This is a genomic window from Aureibaculum luteum (assembly GCF_003449015.1).
GTDB classification, from domain to species: Bacteria; Bacteroidota; Bacteroidia; order Flavobacteriales; family Flavobacteriaceae; genus Aureibaculum; species Aureibaculum luteum.
Genome location: NZ_QRGD01000005.1, coordinates 216,605 through 237,754 on the forward strand (window position 1 = coordinate 216,605; position 21,150 = coordinate 237,754).

General features: G+C 33.2%; 18 protein-coding genes. 4 read left to right on the top strand and 14 right to left on the bottom strand.

The features are described from left to right. Positions 1-152: 152 nt before the first annotated feature. Positions 153-1,118 carry a tRNA dihydrouridine synthase gene (locus D3P13_RS13170; RefSeq protein ID WP_117883177.1) on the top strand — a complete coding sequence of 322 codons (966 nt, stop codon included), beginning with the start codon at positions 153-155 and terminating at the stop codon, positions 1,116-1,118. Here the strand turns inward: D3P13_RS13170 and D3P13_RS13175 are convergent. From D3P13_RS13175 to D3P13_RS13215, 10 genes are all read right to left on the bottom strand, one after another. Continuing rightward, a complete protein-coding gene (locus tag D3P13_RS13175) occupies positions 1,102-2,472 on the bottom strand; it encodes an aldehyde dehydrogenase (protein ID WP_117883180.1) in 1,371 nt (456 codons plus the stop codon). The genes D3P13_RS13170 and D3P13_RS13175 overlap by 17 nt on opposite strands. Before the next feature lie 89 nt (positions 2,473-2,561). Continuing rightward, positions 2,562-5,135: a glycoside hydrolase family 3 C-terminal domain-containing protein gene (locus D3P13_RS13180; RefSeq protein ID WP_117883182.1), complete on the bottom strand. Its 2,574-nt coding sequence runs from the start codon at positions 5,133-5,135 to the stop codon at positions 2,562-2,564. A 77-nt stretch (positions 5,136-5,212) separates the two neighbouring features. Further along, positions 5,213-5,917, bottom strand: coding sequence for a sulfite exporter TauE/SafE family protein (locus tag D3P13_RS13185; protein WP_117883184.1), 705 nt, complete (start codon positions 5,915-5,917; stop codon positions 5,213-5,215). 61 nt (positions 5,918-5,978) lie between these two features. Next, positions 5,979-6,431, bottom strand: coding sequence for a FixH family protein (locus D3P13_RS13190; RefSeq protein ID WP_117883186.1), 453 nt, complete (start codon positions 6,429-6,431; stop codon positions 5,979-5,981). A gap of 20 nt (positions 6,432-6,451) precedes the next feature. Next, a complete protein-coding gene (gene ccoG, locus D3P13_RS13195; protein WP_117883454.1) occupies positions 6,452-7,867 on the bottom strand; it encodes a cytochrome c oxidase accessory protein CcoG in 1,416 nt (471 codons plus the stop codon). Between the two features lie 134 nt (positions 7,868-8,001). Further along, the gene (locus D3P13_RS13200; RefSeq protein WP_117883188.1) at positions 8,002-8,646 is read right to left on the bottom strand and encodes a cbb3-type cytochrome c oxidase N-terminal domain-containing protein; all 645 of its coding nucleotides are present in this window, start codon (positions 8,644-8,646) and stop codon (positions 8,002-8,004) included. Beyond that, positions 8,633-8,830: a CcoQ/FixQ family Cbb3-type cytochrome c oxidase assembly chaperone gene (locus D3P13_RS21945; protein ID WP_138950286.1), complete on the bottom strand. Its 198-nt coding sequence runs from the start codon at positions 8,828-8,830 to the stop codon at positions 8,633-8,635. Before D3P13_RS21945 ends, D3P13_RS13200 begins: the two co-directional genes overlap by 14 nt. A gap of 5 nt (positions 8,831-8,835) precedes the next feature. Then, positions 8,836-10,986 carry a cytochrome-c oxidase, cbb3-type subunit I gene (gene ccoN / locus D3P13_RS13205; RefSeq protein WP_117883190.1) on the bottom strand — a complete coding sequence of 717 codons (2,151 nt, stop codon included), beginning with the start codon at positions 10,984-10,986 and terminating at the stop codon, positions 8,836-8,838. Between the two features lie 7 nt (positions 10,987-10,993). Next, entirely contained in the window at positions 10,994-11,257 is a 264-nt protein-coding gene (gene ccoS / locus D3P13_RS13210; protein WP_317124796.1) for a cbb3-type cytochrome oxidase assembly protein CcoS, read from the bottom strand. A 47-nt stretch (positions 11,258-11,304) separates the two neighbouring features. Continuing rightward, a complete protein-coding gene (locus D3P13_RS13215) occupies positions 11,305-13,671 on the bottom strand; it encodes a heavy metal translocating P-type ATPase (protein WP_117883192.1) in 2,367 nt (788 codons plus the stop codon). Between the two features lie 103 nt (positions 13,672-13,774). Between D3P13_RS13215 and D3P13_RS13220 the strand changes: the two genes are divergently transcribed. Beyond that, a complete protein-coding gene (locus D3P13_RS13220) occupies positions 13,775-14,461 on the top strand; it encodes a Crp/Fnr family transcriptional regulator (protein WP_117883194.1) in 687 nt (228 codons plus the stop codon). A 74-nt stretch (positions 14,462-14,535) separates the two neighbouring features. Here the strand turns inward: D3P13_RS13220 and D3P13_RS13225 are convergent, their stop codons facing one another. Next, entirely contained in the window at positions 14,536-15,219 is a 684-nt protein-coding gene (locus D3P13_RS13225; protein ID WP_117883196.1) for a TrmH family RNA methyltransferase, read from the bottom strand. 136 nt (positions 15,220-15,355) lie between these two features. Between D3P13_RS13225 and D3P13_RS13230 the strand changes: the two genes are divergently transcribed. Together D3P13_RS13230 and D3P13_RS13235 are read left to right on the top strand one after the other, a co-directional pair. After that, entirely contained in the window at positions 15,356-16,036 is a 681-nt protein-coding gene (locus D3P13_RS13230; protein WP_117883198.1) for an SIR2 family NAD-dependent protein deacylase, read from the top strand. Beyond that, positions 16,037-16,606 carry an adenylosuccinate lyase gene (locus tag D3P13_RS13235; protein ID WP_117883200.1) on the top strand — a complete coding sequence of 190 codons (570 nt, stop codon included), beginning with the start codon at positions 16,037-16,039 and terminating at the stop codon, positions 16,604-16,606. 355 nt (positions 16,607-16,961) lie between these two features. Here the strand turns inward: D3P13_RS13235 and D3P13_RS13240 are convergent, their stop codons facing one another. From D3P13_RS13240 to D3P13_RS13250, 3 genes are all read right to left on the bottom strand, one after another. Further along, positions 16,962-17,426 carry a heme-binding domain-containing protein gene (locus tag D3P13_RS13240; RefSeq protein ID WP_117883202.1) on the bottom strand — a complete coding sequence of 155 codons (465 nt, stop codon included), beginning with the start codon at positions 17,424-17,426 and terminating at the stop codon, positions 16,962-16,964. 17 nt (positions 17,427-17,443) lie between these two features. After that, complete coding sequence (locus D3P13_RS13245; protein ID WP_117883204.1) at positions 17,444-17,914, bottom strand: DUF6495 family protein; 471 nt, start codon at positions 17,912-17,914, stop codon at positions 17,444-17,446. 75 nt (positions 17,915-17,989) lie between these two features. Further along, complete coding sequence (locus D3P13_RS13250) at positions 17,990-21,139, bottom strand: TonB-dependent receptor (RefSeq protein ID WP_394336465.1); 3,150 nt, start codon at positions 21,137-21,139, stop codon at positions 17,990-17,992. Positions 21,140-21,150: the final 11 nt, after the last annotated feature.

Here is a 21,150-nt window from a genome sequence, read left to right on the forward strand (position 1 = left end):
AGTCTTTAGGCTAACTATACTTCAAACAGCAATGCTGTTGTTTGTAGTGCATTAAAGCTTAAAATTACGCTTACGGATTGATTACAAAAGCAAAATTAAACCTTAGGAAACCATCATCCAATTAGCTTATATTTGCCCAACTAAATACACAGATGGCTTCTACTCTACTTTCATCACCTTTACAAGGTTTTACAGACTTCAGGTTTCGTAATGCTTTTAACCATTACTTTGGTGGTATTGATACTTTTTATGCACCTTATATTAGGCTGAATGGAAAGTTAAAAATTAAGCAATCGTATCAAAACGATTTAGCTCCAGAAAACAACACCACGTTAGAAGTGATTCCGCAAGTAATGACGAACGACCCTGATGAGTTTTTATATGTGATTAAATACGTGCAAAGTTTAGGTTACAAAGAACTAAATTGGAATTTAGGTTGCCCGTATCCTATGGTTACTAAATCTGGAATGGGTTCTGGCTTAATTTGTAATCCTGACAGAATTAATGAAGTTTTACACAAAGCACATAATGAGTCAGATATTGTCGTTTCTATGAAGATGAGAATGGGTTACGAAAACGCTGAAGAAATTCTCGATGCCTTTCCTATTTTAGATAAATATCCACTAAAAAATATTGCCATACATGCAAGAATTGGTAAGCAACTTTACAAAGGCCCTGTAGATTTAGATGCTTTTGAAAAATGCATCAGTAGCACCAAACATAAACTATACTATAACGGAGATATAACGAGTGTTGCTTCATTTAAAGCCATTCAACAACGCTTTCCATCTATAGATCATTTTATGATGGGTCGTGGCTTAATTACTGATCCTTTTTTACCGAGTATGATAAAAAATGACACCACGGAATATCCAGCAGATCGATGGTCCATTTTTTCAGAATTTCATGATACTATTTACCAGCAATATGATGAATACTTGTCAGGACCAACACCTATAAAAATGAAAATGCTTGGTTTTTGGGAGTTCTTTTCACAAGCTACATCAAACCCAAAGAAAACCTACAAAGCCATAAAAAAGGCGACCAACCCTGTTAAATATAGGACAGCCGTTAATCAAATTTTAAATGCTGAAATGAAAATTAAAAAAGATGTTTAATTTTCTTTACAATTTTCATGGATAAATTATAGGGCGGATAACGTAATGGAGCATCAAACCAATTCGCTTTTTTAATAATTGCTTTTTGATGTGAAAAAACATCAAATGATTCTTTTCCGTGGTAGGCTCCAATTCCACTTTGCCCCACACCACCAAATGGCAATCGTTTGTTTGTAATTTGAATTACGGTATCATTAATGGCTCCACCACCAAAACTAAACGTAGTAATTATTCTTTTTTGAAATTTTTTGTTCGTTGAAAAAACATAAGTAGCCAATGGTTTTTCATAATTCCCAATATACTGTTCTATATCTTCAAAGGTTTTATAAGAAATGACGGGTAGTATAGGTCCAAAAATTTCACCAGCCATTATTTTACTGTCTAATTTCGGCTCATTTACTAAGGTTGGTGCCAAAAAATTATCAGCAACATTATGCTTTCCTCCAAAAAGTATCTCTTCACCATCAAGCATTTCTTTAAGGCGTGTAAAATGCTTTTGGTTGACTATACGTGCAAAATCGGGAGATGCTTCTACATTTTCTCCATAACATTTGGTGATACTTTGTTGCAATGCCGTAATCAATTTATCTTTTACATTTTCATGTACTAAAATATAATCTGTGGCAATACACGTTTGACCTGCATTTAAAAATTTACCCCACACAATGCGTTTTGCCGCCAATGCTATAGATGCCGTTTCATCTACAATACAAGGATTTTTACCTCCCAATTCTAAGGTAACGGGAGTTAGATGTTTTGCGGCACTTTCATAAACAATTTGACCTACAGTACTACTTCCTGTAAAAAAGATAGACTCCCATTTTTCGGATAACAATTGTTGAGATACTTCTACGCCACCTTCCACAACAGTAACATGACAAGGATCAAAAACAGCTTTGATAATTTCTGAAACAATAGCGGCGGTGTGCGGTGTAACCTCTGAGGGTTTTACCACTGCAGTATTACCCGCGGCTATAGCACCAATTAAAGGTGCAATGGCCAATTGAAAAGGATAGTTCCATGGAGCAATAATGAGTACTGATCCATAAGGTTCTTTGTAAATAAAATCGGAAGATGGCCAATTCATCCAGCTAGAATCGACTCTTTCTGGACGAGCCCATTCATCAATATTTTGAAGTACATGTTTTAATTCAGCCAACACAAATTGCGTTTCTGCCGCCAAGGTTTCGAATCTTGGTTTCTTAAAATCAGCAAATAACGCATCACAAATGTCCTCTTCACGTGTAACAATCTCTTGCCGTAACCGCTTTAGAGCTTTCTTTCTAAATGAAACATCCTTTGTTTGTTGCGTTTTAAAAAAATCTCTTTGTTGTTGTATAATTTCTTTGATCATTATAGACTAGCTTATCTTCAAATTTATGAAAAATAAGACATTAAAAAGGTGGAAACCTATGCAATGTATTCAAATATGAAATCTAGACATTAATTAACCTCTAATTCCACCTTATTTGTAGTGGCTGAGCTATCACCAACAAACACTTCAAAAACACCAGCCTCTATAAAAGCCTCACCATCATTATTAAAAATTGATAAATCTTTAGAATTAATTTCAAATTCAACAGTTTGTGAGGCTCCTTTTTTCAAAAATATTTTTTGAAAACCTTTTAAAGATTTTAAGGGCGTAGCTACACTAGCTTCTTTGTCGTTTATATACAATTGAACTACCGTTTCACCGTCTAAATTACCTGAATTTGTAACCGTTACACTGACTTTGTTAACGCCATCTTTAGTCATGGTCATTTTTTCCAACTTCGGTGTTGAATAGGTGAAATTTGTATAGCTTAATCCGTAACCAAAAGGATATAAAGCCTCTCCGTTAAAATAACGGTAAGTACGTCCTTTCATGTGATAGTCTTCAAATGGTGGTAAATCATCCACTGATTTGTAAAATGTTACCGGTAATTTACCTGAGGGATTAAAATCTCCAAAAAGAATATCAGCCGTAGCTTCACCTCCACCTTGTCCGGGATACCATACATTTAAAATAGCAGGCAAATTTTCCTGTTCCCAATTAATTGCCATGGCACTACCTGCAGTCAATACAAAAATAACTGGTTTTCCTGTTGCATTCAACTCTTTTAATAAGTCATGCTGTACTTTTGGCAATTTAAGATTTGTTCTATCTCCTTTATAAAACCCTTCAATATCTACGGGCATTTCTTCTCCTTCCACTCGTGCTGAAATACCGCCCACAAAAATAACGGCATCACTTTCATTCACTTTTTGCATCATCTTTTCTTTACCTTGTCTGTGCTCAACATCCCATAATAATTGTAGCGATGCCAACCATGGGTTTGTACATTTATACTCTAAAACAAGATTGTATTTCGTATTCTTTTTAACAAAAAATGATTGCGGTGTTACTTCTGTTTCATTCTCATCAGTACTTGAAAGTAACTCCTTTCCGTCAATCATTAACTTGTAAGTACCACCACTTTTCAATATATTTAGAGAAACCTCTCCTGTAAAATCAGGTTTAATAGTGCCCGAATAACGAATTGAAAAATTTCCAGGTTCTAATACATCAACAGGTGCTGCTCCACCCCAGTCAAAATCAATAATATCTTCCGTTTGTACAACAGCAGGGCTGTCTTCTAATTTTGAGTTGTTGTAATATTCTACCTTTATTTTTCCGTAATAACTATCTTTAGCAATAACATCAAAAACAGTCTTATCATCTGCTAGATTTACCCCTTTAAAATAATGCACTTTTGTTTTTTTAGATACTTTATCCTTCACCGCTTCCAAAATAGTTTTTGAATACGTTGGGGTACCAAAATAATTCCCTAACACAAAATGACGATCATTAGCATTGGGTCCGATAACAGTGATGATTTTACTCTTTTTTGAGAGCGGTAATGTATTATTTTCATTCTTCAGCAGTACCATTGATTCGCGTGCTGTTTTCAACGCCAGTTGCTGATGTGCTTCTGACTCTAATGCATCATCAGAAATATCTGAAAATGGTGTTTGCCCAGCAGGATTTAACATTCCTAATTTAATTTTAGCAATGATTAATCTTCTTAAGGCGATATCAATTTCTTTTTCTGTGATCAAGCCTTTTTCTACGGCTTTTTCTAAATAAGCATACGTATTACCACAATTTAAATCGCAACCCGCTTTTACTGCTAATGCAGAAGCTTCTTCAGCAGTTGCAACAATATCATGGAATTTATAAATATCATAAACAGCACCACAATCAGATACCACATAACCTTTAAAGCCCCATTTATCTCTTAATATATCATTGAGCAATAATGTACTTGCTGTAGCTGAAGAACCCAAATATCGATTATACGCTGACATCACTGAAAAGGCCTTACCTTCAACAACGGTGGCTTCAAAAGCAGGTAAATAAGTCTCCCATAAATCCTTTTTGTCTGTATACGCGTTAAAACTATGTCTGTTATGTTCAGGACCGCTATGTACTGCAAAATGTTTAGGTGTAGCAATAACTTTAAAATAATCAGGATGGTCACCTTGTAATCCTGTTACAAAAGCAACGCCCATCCGTGAAGTCAAATAAGGATCTTCTCCATACGTTTCTTGACCACGCCCCCATCTTGGATCTCTAAAAATATTGATATTTGGAGTCCACATGGTCAATCCTTGATACCGATTGTGTTGTCCCAATTTAATACTATGATTGTATTTAGCTCTCGCTTCCGTACTGATAACACTGGCCACTTCGTTAATTAACGGTGCATTAAAAGTGGAGGCCATACCTATAGCTTGCGGAAAAGAAGTAGCGTTACCTGCCCTAGCTACACCATGTAAACATTCGTTCCACCAGTTGTAATTTGGAATTCCCAATTTCTCAATTGCCGGAGCTACATCTTGCATTTGTGCAATTTTTTCTGATAACGTCAATCGCTGTAATAAGTCGTCTGCTCTAACTTGAGCATCTAAAGTAGAATCTTGAAAAGGGTAATCAACTTGTTGACCTGTAACCACTATTGGAATAAAAGCTAATAAAAAAAGTACTATGTTTTTCATTTTAAATGATTTAAAGAAATGATAACGTAAACTATGAGGAACATTTTGCAACAATGGTTACGATTTTGTAGCGATTTTTACTCGCAAGCTTCAGCATTATTTGATATTTGTAACTTGTTATCAGAGGGAGAAACATATGGAATGCCTAATCCCAACCCTCTAAGTATGAATAACAAGCCTATTATTACAACAAAAACAGGAATTGCTTTTTGAATTTTTGCTCTTATGGTGCCCTTTAAAAAATTTCCGGCCAATACTGCTGCACTCATCATGGGCACGGTACCCAATCCGAACAGAAACATATATAATGCTCCTTCTAAGGCACCTGAAGTAGCTATTGAACCTACCAATGCCATATAAACCAAGCCACAAGGTAAAAAACCGTTAAAAAAGCCAATATATAAGAACGTACTGTTTGTTCGTTTTTTTAGATAGTATCCTAGCTTAGATCTCACATAGGAGATCCCTTTATAAATTGGTTTTGAAAAATTATACTTATTAAAGATATGGATTGGAACCAATACCATAAGAATCATTAATACACCTATAAGAATAGACAAACGCTGCTGAAAACCAGCCAAATACAAACCTTTACCTACCAAACCGAAAATTACCCCTATTAAAGAATAAGTTAATAAGCGACCAAAATGATACAGCATGGTTTGAAACACCATTTTCGGTTTGCTTTTCCGATCAACAGGCAATGCAAAAGCAATGGGTCCACACATGCCAATGCAGTGAAAACTTCCTAGTAAGCCTAGTATGAATGCCGTGTAAAAAATAGACGTTGGTTTTAGCTATTTATAATTGGTTTTTTGTAAATTTTGATTATCAGACAGACTATTAATAAAATAGGTTCTTTTTAAACATGTATTCCTGATCATCATATTTCCAATCCACTTTAACATTCCACCTACCGTTTATAAGTTTATCATCAACGACTAGCATGGTGTTTTTATCTAGAACAATTTCTTTTTTAAAATCTATTCTATTATCTGAAGGTCTTTGAAAGTAAACTATACCCGTAATTTTACTTTGTTCCATATCACTTGGAAAAGTAACTTGCATACCTTCATCACCTCGCTCTACGACTAAATTCTCTTTAAGTTTACTCGCATTGTTCATTTTATCAATCTCATGTTGATAGTACAATTCATCCTTATAATAATCTTCTGACACTAAATGATGTTCTAACGTATCATCTGTCAAGGTTCTATATACATATTGCAAAATAAAAGTCATAAATACAGCCATTGCAATGACCATTGCCCATCCCCAGTTAATTTTTATCTTCATAATTATACAATTTAATTCAACTAATTAATCTTCATTGGTCCCGTGAAATTAGTGGAAGTCGTTTCAATTAATTTACCATCAGCATAAATACCTATTTTCAATCTTTCTTTAGACGATTCAAGGTCTTTTTTATCTATTTCAATAAATAAGGTACCATCTGTTAGATCGCCTTTGGCTACTTTACTATTACCACCTACAATTCTAACCTCACCTGCATGAGAAATCAATTTAATTTCAACATCATCTAAATCCTTTACTGTTTTGTTTATCAATTTAAAATTATAAACATTACTGACTGTGGTTTCGGTAGTAGTAAAGGTTTGACCAGGTAACCTTAAAATAATTGCTTCAATATCTGACCGTAAAAATAGTAAGGTAACTAACACGGCTACTAAAATAGTTAAAACCGCTGTATAGGCTTTAATTCTAATGTTAAACTTAAATTTTTCACCATTCGTAATATTATCTTCAGAAGCATAACGAATTAACCCCGGTTCAAATCCAGTTTTATCCATAATCTCGTCACAGGCGTCAATACAAGCGGTACAGTTAACACATTCTAATTGTGTTCCATTTCTGATATCAATACCCGTTGGACAAACAACTACGCATTGATTACAATCTATACAATCGCCATTACCAAGTTCATCTCTATCTTCATTTTTTCTAAACTTTTTTCGACCCTCTTCACCCTCACCTCTTTTATGATCATAAGCCACAACAATAGATTTTCTATCCAGTAAAACTCCTTGCAATCTACCATAAGGACAAACAATAATACATACTTGTTCTCTAAACCAAGCAAATACAAAAAAGAAAACTAACGTAAAGACTAATAATTTAATTAATGTACCAATGTGGTCTAATGGATTACCTGTGATGTATTGTAACAAAACATCGCTACCAATAAAATAGGCTAAAAACACATTGGCTATTAAAAAGGATATGATGAAGAACAAAATCCATTTCGTTACCTTTTTTCTAATTTTTTCAGCGTTCCAAGGTTGTTTATTTAATCTAATTTGTTTCCCTCTATCACCTTCTATCCAATATTCAATTTTACGAAAAACCATTTCCATAAAAATAGTTTGTGGGCAAATCCACCCACAAAAAATTCTACCAAAAATAACCGTAAATAAAATGATAAAAACAATGCCTACCAACATAGACAAAACCAGTAAATAAAAATCTTGAGGCCAGAAGGGCTGGCCAAAAATATTGTATTTACCTTCCATAATATTAAATAGCAAAAACTGGTTGCCATTTATTTTAATAAACGGTGAAATAACAAGTAATGCTAATAAAAACCAACTCAGATAAGTTCTATAATTGGTGAATTTTCCGGATGGTTTTTTGGGATATATATGATTTCGTTTACCATCTTCTGTTATGGTACCTATGGAGTCTCTAAAATTTTCTTGTTGCTCTACTGCCATTTGATTTTTAAATAAAAAAATACTTTTAATTACACTATCAAAGTTACTACCAATAAATGAACATGAATGAAACATTTATTACACAACCAGGGCAGGTAAAGAAAAGTATTTTCAACTAATTTGAGTTAGTAATATTATTTATCACCCTCTTTCCAAATCTCACCCTCTGGTGCTTTTGGTTTCTCAGGTGTTGTTCCTTTTAATGTCAAAATAAAACTGGCTAATTGTTGTCTTTCTTCTAAACTAATAGTTGATTCCCAAGCGATCATTCCTTTACCTGGTCTCCCTCCTTTAGCAAGTGTATGCATAATGTTTTTGAATCCACCACCTAAAATCCAATATTCGTCAGTCAGGTTTGGTCCAATACTACCACCAGCATCCGCTAGGTGACATGCAGTACAGGTTTTGCTGGCAAACAATTCCTTACCCTTTTGTATACTAGCAGCATCAGTCAACGCTACTAAATTAGCTGCGTCATATAATTCAGGGTGGTCTTTTTTATACTGTTCAACAGCCGCGTCTCCTTCTGCTACTGCATTAGCAAACTCAACCTTTTGGTCATATTTATCAGTAAAAAACACCATGATATAATAAAATATACCAACGGCAATAGTGATATAAAAACCTGCTAACCACCATGGCGGCAACACATTATCAAGCTCTCTAATGCCATCATAATCATGATCGGTCATGATATCTTCTTCACTCTCTATGGCTTCAGCTCGTGTTAGCTTTTGCGAAAGATTACTCCAAAATGATTTTTCCTTATTGTTGCTCATGGTTGTTATTGTTTTCGTCCTCTTCTAAAGGTAAATTACTAATACTTTCAATACTCTCTTTTGGTATTCTCATAACATGAACTAGCATGGTTACAAATACCGCGAAAAATAAGATTAATGATATCATTGGGTAGATTTCTATATCTACCATTGAATCAAAATTGTGTTTTATATATCTTAACATATCTATTAATTTTCAGCGGTTTCACCCTTTTTAATATCTGTACCTAAACGTTGTAAATAGGCAATAACGGCTATAATTTCTTTGTCCTGCATGTTACTTTCACCATAATTTTTAACATATTCAGGGTCTTGTCTTAGACTCTTTTCAATTTCTTCCGCTTGATTTCTTAATAAGAATAAACCTTTATCAACTTCAGATTGTGAATAAGGAACCCCTAATTTAACCATAGCTTCCATTTTACCTTGTGTATTTGAAGTATTCAAATCATCGGTATACATCCAAGAATAACGTGGCATAATTGAACCTGGTGAAGTTGATCTAGGATCTAACATATGGTTGAAATGCCAGTTGTTATTATACTTACCTCCAATTCTATGCACATCAGGACCTGTTCTTTTAGAGCCCCAAAGGAATGGGAAGTCATAAACAAATTCTCCTGCTTTTGAATATTCACCATAGCGTTCCACTTCAGAACGAAATGGTCTAATCATTTGAGAGTGACAGTTATTACAACCTTCTCTAATATAAATATCTCTTCCTTCTAATTCTAATGGTGTATATGGTTTTACACTTGTAATTTTCGGAATATTCTCGTCTATAGTTAACAATGGAATTATTTCAACGGCTCCTCCAATAGCAATAGCTAACGTAGTTAACACTGTAAATAATATGGTTCTTCTTTCTAACCATGAGTGCCATCCTTCTCCTGCAGTTCTTCTCGCTGTTATTTTTTTCAATGGTGCAGCTTCTACCAATTCATCTTCAACTTTAGAACCTGCTTTAGCCGTTTTATAAACGTTATATGCTAATAAAATAAATCCAGTTAAATACAATGTACCACCAAAAGCACGCATAGCATACATTGGTAAAATTTGTGTTACCGTTTCTAAAAAGTTACCATAAACTAACGTACCATCAGGATTAAATTGTTTCCACATAGAGGCTTGTGTAAATCCGGCAACATATAAAGGAATAGCATAAAATAAGATCCCCAATGTACCAATCCAGAAATGGGCATTGGCCAGTTTTTTAGAGTACAACTCTGTTTTCCATAATTTAGTGGCCAACCAGTAAATAATACCTGCAGCCATAAAACCGTTCCATGCTAATGTACCAATATGAACGTGAGCAACAATCCAATCTGTATAATGCCCAATTGCATTAAGCGTTTTAAAAGACAACATAGGTCCTTCAAAAGTTGCCATACCATAACCTGTAATGGCAACAACAAAGAATTTTAAAACAGGATTTTCTCTTACTTTATCCCAAGCACCACGCAAGGTTAACAAACCGTTTATCATACCACCCCATGAAGGGAAGATTAACATAATAGAAAATACAGTACCTAAATTTTGTGCCCATTCTGGTAATGCTGTATATAATAAATGGTGTGGTCCTGCCCAAATATAAATAAAGATAAGTGACCAAAAATGCACTATAGAAAGTCTATAAGAATATACAGGTCTATTTGCCGCTTTCGGTACAAAATAATACATCAAACCTAAAATAGGTGTGGTTAAGAAAAATGCCACCGCATTATGACCATACCACCATTGTACTAATGCATCTTGCACACCTGCATACACAGAATAACTCTTAAATGCACTTACTGGCAATTCTAAATTATTAAAGATATGAAGTACAGCAATAGTTACGAATGTGGCTAAATAAAACCAGATAGCTACATAAATATGACGTTGACGTCTTTTTAAAATAGTACCAATCATATTGATACCCATTATTACCCAAATTACAGCTATTGCTATGTCAATTGGCCATTCTAATTCAGCATATTCTTTAGAAGATGTTAAACCTAATGGTAATGTAATAGCAGCAGCAACAATAATTAATTGCCAACCCCAAAAGTGAATTTTACTTAAAGTGTCATTAAACATTCTAGCTTTAAGTAACCTTTGCAAAGAATAATACATCCCCATAAAAAAGCTATTACCCACAAAAGCGAAGATAACAGCATTGGTATGTAACGGTCTTAGACGACCAAAACTTAACCAAGAAATGCCTTCCATGTAATTAGGAAAGTTAAATAAGAGAGCAACCATTAGGCCAACTGTCATACCTACAATCCCCCATACTACAGTAGCAATAAGGAACATCCTTACAATTTTGTTATCGTAATAAAATTGTTCTTTTTCCATTCTTTAATTATTGATTTTGATTAATTGATTTTGGTATTGATTTTGATTTGGTTTTTTTGTTTTTTGAGGTGTCAGTAACAAACTCATCTTCAAAAAGCATTCTAACTGAAGGTGTATACATATCATCATACTGACCAGACTTAACCGATTTAATAAAAAGTATAAAGAAGATTACAGCGATTAGAATACTTACCGCAATCATTACAAAGATGATATCCATTAAAGACTTATTGTTAAATTTTTCACAAAAATAAGATAATACACTACTCATAAAACATGACTTTTATCATGTTTTGCATTATTTGTAAATTTATAATTTTATTTTTTATGTGCAATTAAATTCGTGCCTAAGGTAACAAATATTACAATAGTAATAGAACTTAATGGCATTAAAATGGCCGCAACAATTGGCGATAAGTTACCTGTAACCGCAAAAAGCATCCCAATAAAATTATAAAGGATTGAAACGATAAAGCTCATTTTTATGATACTAAGGGTTTGTTTTGACAATTTTAGAAATTTAGGTAAAAATTCAAAATGAGTAGCATCTACAATGCCATCAGAAGCTGGTGAAAACACATTAATATTTTCAGATACCACTAAACCAACGTTACTTTGAACCAATGCACCTGCATCATTTAAGCCATCACCAATCATTAATACATTTTTACCTTTATCTTGTAAATCTTTAATATATTTTAATTTATCGGCAGGTTTCTTATTGAAAATTAAGGTTGCATTATCAGGAAGCATCATTTGTAACTGTTCTCTTTCACCATCATTATCACCCGATAAAATTCCAAGTTCAAAATCATCTTTTAACTGATTAAAAAGTGCATCCAATCCATTTCTATAAGAGTTTTCAAAAATAAAATTCCCTTTCACTTTTCCATCAATACTAATATAAGATCGTGTTTGCAAGCTGTTTTCTGGTGCTATATCTACAAACTGAGCTGAACCTATTTTAATAGTCAAATCATTTACTTTTCCTTCTATTCCCTTTCCTATTACCTGTTTAAAATCAGAAACCTCCTCTATCCCCTCTTCTTGTATATCTTCATATAACATTCTACTTAGTGGATGGTTAGATGACCTTAAGACACTTTTAATAGCAACATTTTCATTCGTTGAAAGTGGTTCACCTTGATAGGAAATTTTCGCTTTACTATTGGTGATTGTTCCCGTTTTATCAAATATAACAGTATCTATTTTAGATAAATTTTCAATGACATCTACATTTTTTAAGTACAATTTTTGCCTACCAAATATGCGTAACATATTACCCAATGCAAAGGGTGCAGATAAAGCCAACGCACATGGACAAGCCACAATAAGAACCGCTGTAACCACATTTGCTACCATCTTTACGTCAACAAAATACCAATACAATCCGGCTAGGAAAGCAATAACCAACACAATTATAGTAAACCGTTTACTTATAGAATCTGTTAAGGTTTTTATACCGCTTGCTTTAGTGGTATTAAACACATCATTACTCCATAACTGGGTTAGATAACTTTGAGATACGGTTTGTAAAATTTCCATTTCTATGGCACCAGAAAGTTGTTTACCTCCAGCAAAGAGCTTATCGCCTGATTTTTTGTTTACGGGTAAAGACTCTCCTGTTACAAAACTATAATCTATCTCTGCATTGCCTGCAATTAAAATACCATCAGCAGGTATTAGTTCTTTATCTCTTATTAATAACCTATCCCCTTTTTTAACATCATAAATAGCTACGTTAATTTCTTTCTTATCATTATCTATTTTTGTGACTGCCACTGGAAAATAGGATTTATAATCACGTTCAAAAGAAAGAAAACTATAGGTTTGTTGCTGAAATATTTTACCCAATAATAAAAAGAAAACAAACCCCGCTAAGCTGTCAAAATAGCCTTGACCAATATTGAAGAATATTTCATATCCACTTCTTAAAAACAACACCACAATACCTAATACAATAGGCACATCAATATTTAAAATTTTATGTTTTATCCCTTTGTAGGCGGAAATAAAATACTCGCTAGCGGAATAAAACACTACGGGTATCACCATAACAAAAATCAACAATCTAAACAGGGGTTTATAACGGTCTAACCAATATTCATCTGATTGAAAATATTCTGGAAAAGACAATAACATGATATTACCAAAAGCAAAACCTGCAACACCTAATTTATATATTAATGTTCTATCTATTTTACGTTTGCTTACCGTAGCGTCTTCAAGACTAATAAGTGGTTCGTACCCAATTGAGCTTAATAACTCTACTACTTTTTTTAAGGAAATAGTAGTACTGTTAAAAGTTACTCTAACTTCCTTTTTTGGAAAATTAACCTGTGAAGAATTTATTGATGGATTTAGCTTATTTAAGTTCTCTAAAATCCATATACAGGAGCTACAATGAATATGTGGAATATAAAAAGTGATGACACTTGATGCTTCATCTTTAAAATCGTAAAGTTTTTCTACAATTTTATCATCATCTAAATAATTGTATTTACCATTTATTTCCTCCGGTATTTTACCAGGATTGTTTTCTAAATCGTAATAACACGTTAAATCATTTTCATTAAAAATCTGATAAACTGTTTTACATCCGTTGCAGCAAAAGCATTTTGAATCGTAAACAACTGGTTTAGAGCCACAATCATTTCCACAATGAAAACATTTTTCTTTTATCATTCCTTTACTAATCAACTCACAAAGATCATATGCAAACTTAATCAAGTCTATGATAAATGTCATATAATTTCGATATATTTGTCTAATAATTCATTCCTTTCTTATGAGTAAATGTCAACAATGTATTATTCGCGAATTTAACACGCTAAGGTCTTTGACTGCAGACGAGTTAAAAACGATGTCTAAAGAAAAAGATGTATTAACCTTTAAAAAGGGTGACATTATTTTTAAAGAGGGCAATGCTATAAATGGCGTTTATTGCGTTAAACATGGCATTTGTAAATTATCTAAACTAAATGCCAATGGAAAAGAGCAAATAGTTAGATTTATGAAGGGTGGTGACATGTTGGGGTATCGTTCTATTTTAAGTGAAGAGCCTGTAACACTTACGGTTACTGCTTTAAAGGACATGGAAGCTTGTTATATTCCAAAAAAAGAAATTTTAGATGCTATTAAAGAAAATCCTAAATTTTCGCTTGATATGATGAAAACTGTTTGTGGAGACCTACGTGATGCAAACGCTTCATTATCTAATATGGCTCAAAAAAGTGTTAAAGAAAGATTAGCAGATACCATGATTTTCTTAAAAGAAACTTTTGGTGAAGATGAGGATGGCTATTTAGACATTGTATTGACTAGAGAAGAAATAGCTAGTGTTGTAGGCACTGCAACCGAATCAGCAATACGATTATTATCTGAATTTAAAAAGAAAGGATTTATTGAATTAACAGGTAAAAGATTAAAAGTTATAGATGAAGTTGGGCTATTAAAATTATCACAAGGCTTCTAGATAATAGTAATCTTCAATATTATTCGTAGACTTTTTTAATAAAGTAGTTTTCATATTAATTATGTGGCGAACTTTTATTGCCTACCGTTACTTTCCCCCAATTTCCATCGTTCAATAACCTCCTCTACATGATTTATCGTTTTTTTGGTCCAATCCAATCGTTTTTCATCTTTTTCAATAGCTGACAATTGCCAATTTAGTTGAGACGCTCTTAATCGTTGTGTTACGGATTGTAATATAATAGCAGCCGCAACAGATATATTTAAACTCTCTGTAAATCCATTCATTGGAATTTTTAAATAGCCATCTGCTTCATTTAACATATAGTCTGAAACACCTTCTTTTTCTACCCCAAAAACAAAAGCAGATTTTTTAGAAATATCAAAATCTTGTAATAAACAAGAATCATTATGTGGCGTTGTTGCTATTATTTGATACCCATTTTTCCGGAGTGTGTTTAAACAATTTTCTGTGTTATTTGCCTGTTGATTATATTCATGAAAATCGATCCATTTCTGAGCTCCTTTGGCAACTTGATTGGACACATAGCTGTTGTACTTATTTTCGATAATATGTAAATCTTGAATACCAAATACATCACAGGTACGCACTACTGCACTTGTATTATGTTTTTGATAAATATCTTCTAAAACCACGGTAAAATGCCGCGTTCTTTCTTCTAATACTTTCTCAAAAAGTTCCTTTCTATGCTCCGTAATTAACCCTTGTAAATAGTGTAACAATTCTTTATCAAACATTATTTTTGTTCCTTATAAATAAGCCTTAAATTTAAAGCTATATTTAACATTAGTTAGGTAAAAGTTTATAAATAAAAACCTGAGGCGTATAAAATAAAGTGCTAACCTCAAGATTATAGTAACAATTATTTTAAGCATGAAAAAACTAGTTGTATTAACAGGAGCCGGAATGAGTGCCGAGAGTGGCATCAATACATTCAGAGATGCTGATGGATTATGGGAAGGACATGATGTAATGCAAGTGGCCTCTCCAGAAGGTTTTAGAGAAAACCCCGAATTGGTACTCAATTTTTACAATGAACGTCGTCGTCAATTACAAAGTGTAAAACCAAATGCCGCTCATATAGCGTTAGCTGATCTTGAAAAAGAATATGACGTTACCATAATCACTCAAAATGTAGATGATTTACACGAACGTTCAGGCAGTACAAATATCATCCATTTGCATGGAGAATTATTAAAAGCAAGAAGTATAGATAATGACAATGAATTTTACAATTGTAACAAAGATATTCATTTAGGTGATTTATCCCCAAACGGTAAGCAACTAAGACCTCATATTGTTTGGTTTGGAGAAGCAGTACCCTTACTTGAAAAAGCAGCGGAAATTACGACAACGGCTGATGTTTTAGTAATTATTGGTACGTCCATGCAAGTATATCCAGCGGCAAGTTTAATTAATTACGTAAAACTCGGTATTCCAATCTATTTTATTGATCCAAATCCTTCAATTCATAAATCTGATTTTAATAATTTAGAGATTATTGCAGAAAAAGCCACCGTAGGTGTCTCACAGCTGATTGCAAATTATTTATAAATGAAAGAAGCTACTTTTATATCACTATTAGCTGATGATTCCGAGCGTTTAAAATTTCGAAGCGAGCTTGTTGAGGCTACTTTAAAAAACCCACAATGGGTAGAAATTTTATTAACCAATATGGAAGCTATTGATGATGTAAATTCTAATTTTTCAGCTCGTATTTTAGAATTGGCTTGCAAAGATAAGTTAGGGCTTATCGTTCCGTATTTAGATACCTACTGTGATTTATTACCAAAAGTAAAACAAGGACCAGTCATTAGAGCTTGTGCTAAAATTTGTGAATTACTTACGCTTCGTTATTTTAAAAACCATCCATTACCACTAAAAGAAAGGCATTTTGAAAAAATTATAGAGGCGGGATTTGATTGGATGATTTCCGATCAGAAAACAGCAGTAAAAGCCTATACGATGCAAACGCTGTACTTACTTGGTTTAAAATACGATTGGATTCATCCTGAATTGGTTTTAAATATAGAAAAAGACATTCCCACAGGTACCACGGGTTACGTAAACCGAGGTCGGAAAATTATTAAAGCTATTGAGACCAAAACGAAGTTCAAGATTTGAATACTGTTCGTTGGTTTTATGTTCCGGCAAATTTCTTATTCTCGATACTCCCGAAGCATCAGGTTTTCAATTTAATTCACGAATACAACGTCCGTTCGAGTGCTTTTTTCTGAAGTGCAACGAAAGATAAAAGTGTATCGAGAACTTTTGAATCTAGATACACTATCACACACCTAGAAAAAATTATAAAAACGAATTTTAAATTCTCTAGTTAAAAACAACATTGCTACATCCGTGCGAGTGCTTTTTTCTGAAGTGCAACGAAAGAAAAAAGTGTATCGAGAACTTTTGAATCTAGATACACTATCTCTTGCAAAAACCAATTACATTTTTGACATCAAAGGCAAAGGTTGAATTATTCAACTTTAGTATAATTAATTTGCGACTTTATTTCTTTAAAATAGGCAATAAGTTCCAATTGTTGTTCATCACTAAGTTTTGCTTCTGGATGCATAGGTAGATAACTCTCTAAAGGCATTTCTTTTTCCTCAATCATCTCAATTGTTTCTTCCAACTTATGATCTTTCTTTTTTTCAGTATACGTGTCCCAAATTGAAAAATCAAAATGCTTTTTACCATCATTTACATGATTGGCAACCCACCACGATACTGGAGCTACTTCAGCGTACCAAGGATAAGCCGTGTTATTTGAATGACAGTCATAACAAGATGCCTTAATAGTAGCTGCTAAATTGGCTTCGGTGCCATTGACAACCAGAAAGTCCGTGTCAGGCGTTTCAATAGAAATGTTCTTTTCGGGACGGTAAAATTGAATGGCTACAATAACTAATAACAATCCAATAACTATTTTTTTAACCATGATATATGAATTTTCATCTAAGATATTAATTTAAACAATCCTTCGTACAATTTTCCGTCAGCAATTACACTTCCCTTTTGAATTAAATCAAAAATTTCACTATTTCTATCACTTTCATACTTTTTTACACCTTTATAAAATGTAATAGATCCGTCTTTAGTATTGTCAATAAACCATTGGTAATCTTTGTCATTGAAAAAACTAAAATCTGTTTTATTAATTTGAACTACAATTCTAGAAATATCTTTTTCTTCAACTTTAAATAGATTAATACTTTTTTCTGAAAAGTGTTCTAAAAACTTTGTTCTATTCAACACATCATCCCAAACCACATCACTAAACAGATTTAATTCCTGTTCCGCTACTTCTGGTTTGTCTTTTTTAATAGTATTCCACTCATTAATATCAACTTGCTGACTTGCCAAAAACTGAGCAAACTCTTCGTGCAATGCTTCAAATTGTTCTTTTGTTAACTGTCTGTATTTCATAATTTAATTTCGTTTTACAAAAATAAAAAACCACTCAAAATTTGGAGTGGTTTTTACATTCTTTTTTAATTATTATTAGAAAATATATCTTAATCCTAATTGCACTTGCCATCTCGATAATAAACTAGCATCATAACCAAATGTTTCGGTTAATGTATCATCAAATGTAAACACAGGGTCATTATTAGTATCAAACGCTACTGATAATGGTGTTAAATCATTAGGTTGTTGAATTACACCCCAATCAGAATTAATTAAGTTACCTATGTTTAATACATCTACAGAAAATTGTATTGCATTGTCTTTAGACACTTTTAACTCTTGAATGAACTTCACATCCCACTTCCCTCTCCAAGGTGCTAGAGCTCCGTATCTATCCATATAATCTCCACGATTATCATTCAAGTAATCATCTTGTTCAATATAGGCTTCTAATGCTGCTGCTTGACCAGGACCTGAAAAATTCATTTGTTGAACTTCTGAACTTGTAGGAATATATAATAAATCATTGTTTTGACCTGAAGGATCTCCATTAATATTACCTGCATACGTATAGTTGAACCTTCCTCCTTGTGCATATTCAAAGAACGTAGAAAAAGTTGTTGGAGCTTTTTCTCCAAAGAAAGTAAACCTTTTAGAAGCTACACCAATAAACCTGTGCGTATCACCATATTTAGAATACGATAAAACATCATCATTAGCATTCCCTAAATTAGGATTAAAGTCGAAAGCATCACCAGTAATTTCCGCTTCAATTGAATTTACATCTTTAGCATTCAAATAATTGTACGCAAAACTTGTGTATAATCCATTGTTAAATGTTTTTTGTGCCTTAAGGGTAGCATTTATAATTCTACCTTTATCAGAGTTTGTAAAAACATATGCATTATTACCTTTATCACTTGCCGTATATACCGGTCTATTATCTCCTGGAGCATTCAAAGTTCCTGAAGGGTTTCTTATTCCCCAATTTTGAACATGGGCTGCATTTAAATCTTTAGTATAAGATAAATCACCCGTTAATACCAATCCATTTTCAAATCTATGATCCGCACCAATATTCGTACGCCAAACTTGAGGCCATTGATAGTCTGGATCAATTAGCTGAAAGAAACCATCATCTGCACCACTTACCTGGTTACCTAACCATACAAAAGGAAAACGGCCTGTAAACAAACCTGTACCACCTCTTACTTGTGTTATTCCTTCGTTCTTCACATCCCAATTAAAACCGACTCTTGGAGAAATTAACCAATCACTATTTGGCAATTGGGTTGAACTCAAATTAACGTCTTTATTTGTATTAGGATTATAATAGGTAACTGAATTATCTCTACTTGCACCATTATCAGTATCAATATATTTTTGAATTAAGCTTGAAGTATCAAAATATAGAGGTTTGTCAAAACGTACACCATATGTCAATTTAAAAGCATCATTTATATTCCAATCATCTTGAACATAAAATGACAATTGGCCCACATTTAATTCCGCCAATTTCCAACCACCATCATTACCATCTCCATTGGCATTAAAACTGTCAAAAGCATTTTGCGTAGCACCTAAATATTGCTCTACTACTCCACCCGGCTGTGCACTGTCTAAAAATGTTTGCATGTCTGGGTATGAATTAAATATTCCATAATATGGAAAAATACCAAAGTTAAATGACTCATAATTTACTAAATTAAATGAGTTTTGAAAGGCAAATTTCTCATAAGAGAACCCCACCGTAAAAGTATGATTCCCTTGAACTATATTTAGGTTGTTCGTCAACTGAAATACTTTTTGATCTAATTTATTATTGATAGAAAATGGTTCATGACCCGCAATTATATAATTAGAACTAGATCCGTCTTGAATGGTAATAATTGGTGCTGGTGCAGACATCGGATTTCTAAAATCGTCAAAATGTGTATAACCAACTTGAACCTTATTGGTTACATTATCAGCCAAGGTTGAATTCAATTCTAATTGTATTGATTGTATCTTATTATTGATTTCGTACCCTGAATTTTCAAACTGTAACGTATTAAAACTTGGACCTCTTGAACCAATTGCTGTAGGATGAGCTGGTTTTTCTTTAGATGCATTTAAGAAATTATAGATTACTGCAAATCTATTATTGTCATTAATGTTCCAATCTAATTTAAAAATTCCTTTAGTTGATTCTGATCCATAAGTAAACCCTTGATACCTGCCGGTGTCATAACCTAAATTACCTAAAGCATTTTGAACAGCTATTAAGTCAGATTCTAATACTCTAGACTCATTTACAGCTCCAGAGTTGGTGTTTGGCACCCAACCATTAGAACCTAAATCAGTTCGGTCATCTTTTTCAAAATTGGCAAAGAAAAATAACTTATTCTTTACAATTGGTCCACCTATACTTAAACCATATTGTACTTGTTTTAAATCTGAATTTGCAACATCTTCACCATTAATTTTTGATCCTGTTAAATTTTCATCTCTATAAAATGAATACACAGTACCATGAAACTCATTTGTTCCACTTTTAGTTACTGCATTTACAGAAGCTCCTGTAAAACCTGATAACGTAACATCATAAGGTGCTAACGACACCGAAATCTGATCAATAGCATCTAAAGAGATTGGTTGTGCATCCGTTTGACCTCCAGGAGTTGGAGCATCTAAACCAAATGGGTTATTAAAAATAGCACCATCTAATGAAAAGTTATTGAATTGATCATTTCTACCTCCAAATGAATTACCTGATGAAGAAGGTTCTAATCTGGTAAAATCTGCGGCTGATCTAGAAATTGTTGGTAAAGTGGTTAATTCTCTTTTACCGACACTCGTTTCAGCCCCCGTTCTACTTGATCCAAATACATTACCTCTACTTGATCCTTTAAGTACTACTTCGTCTAATTGTTGAGCATCAGGCGTCATTTTTACGTCTAGAGAAAATGTTTTTCCTAAAGTTAAATATACGTCTGTAATTTCTTGAGTTTTAAAACCAACATAGCTTATTGTTATGGTATATGGTCCTCCAACTCTTAAATTTAAAAGGTTGTACCTTCCATCGAGGTTTGAAATACCTCCTTTTTTTGTACCCGTTGGAGTATGAACCGCAATGATGCTGGCTCCTGGCAAAGGCTCACTTTGGTCATCAATCACTACCCCTCGAATATCGGAGGTTGTAACTTGGCCAAATGATAAAGAAACAACACTAATTAATAGCATTGTTAAAAAATAATTTTTCATCATAATTTAAA

Coding starts and splice junctions, on each gene's coding strand:
- D3P13_RS13225 (WP_117883196.1), bottom strand. CDS start 15,219: ATGTTTGATAAAGAATTGTTACACTATTTACAAGGGTTAATTACGGAG.
- D3P13_RS13220 (WP_117883194.1), top strand. CDS start 13,775: ATGAGTAAATGTCAACAATGTATTATTCGCGAATTTAACACGCTAAGG.
- D3P13_RS13230 (WP_117883198.1), top strand. CDS start 15,356: ATGAAAAAACTAGTTGTATTAACAGGAGCCGGAATGAGTGCCGAGAGT.
- D3P13_RS21945 (WP_138950286.1), bottom strand. CDS start 8,830: ATGTTAAGATATATAAAACACAATTTTGATTCAATGGTAGATATAGAA.
- ccoS (WP_317124796.1), bottom strand. CDS start 11,257: ATGAGTAGTGTATTATCTTATTTTTGTGAAAAATTTAACAATAAGTCT.
- D3P13_RS13235 (WP_117883200.1), top strand. CDS start 16,037: ATGAAAGAAGCTACTTTTATATCACTATTAGCTGATGATTCCGAGCGT.
- D3P13_RS13215 (WP_117883192.1), bottom strand. CDS start 13,671: ATGATAAAAGAAAAATGTTTTCATTGTGGAAATGATTGTGGCTCTAAA.
- D3P13_RS13190 (WP_117883186.1), bottom strand. CDS start 6,431: ATGAAGATAAAAATTAACTGGGGATGGGCAATGGTCATTGCAATGGCT.
- D3P13_RS13250 (WP_394336465.1), bottom strand. CDS start 21,139: ATGAAAAATTATTTTTTAACAATGCTATTAATTAGTGTTGTTTCTTTA.
- D3P13_RS13170 (WP_117883177.1), top strand. CDS start 153: ATGGCTTCTACTCTACTTTCATCACCTTTACAAGGTTTTACAGACTTC.
- D3P13_RS13175 (WP_117883180.1), bottom strand. CDS start 2,472: ATGATCAAAGAAATTATACAACAACAAAGAGATTTTTTTAAAACGCAA.
- ccoN (WP_117883190.1), bottom strand. CDS start 10,986: ATGGAAAAAGAACAATTTTATTACGATAACAAAATTGTAAGGATGTTC.
- D3P13_RS13245 (WP_117883204.1), bottom strand. CDS start 17,914: ATGAAATACAGACAGTTAACAAAAGAACAATTTGAAGCATTGCACGAA.
- D3P13_RS13200 (WP_117883188.1), bottom strand. CDS start 8,646: ATGAGCAACAATAAGGAAAAATCATTTTGGAGTAATCTTTCGCAAAAG.
- D3P13_RS13180 (WP_117883182.1), bottom strand. CDS start 5,135: ATGAAAAACATAGTACTTTTTTTATTAGCTTTTATTCCAATAGTGGTT.
- D3P13_RS13240 (WP_117883202.1), bottom strand. CDS start 17,426: ATGGTTAAAAAAATAGTTATTGGATTGTTATTAGTTATTGTAGCCATT.
- ccoG (WP_117883454.1), bottom strand. CDS start 7,867: ATGGCAGTAGAGCAACAAGAAAATTTTAGAGACTCCATAGGTACCATA.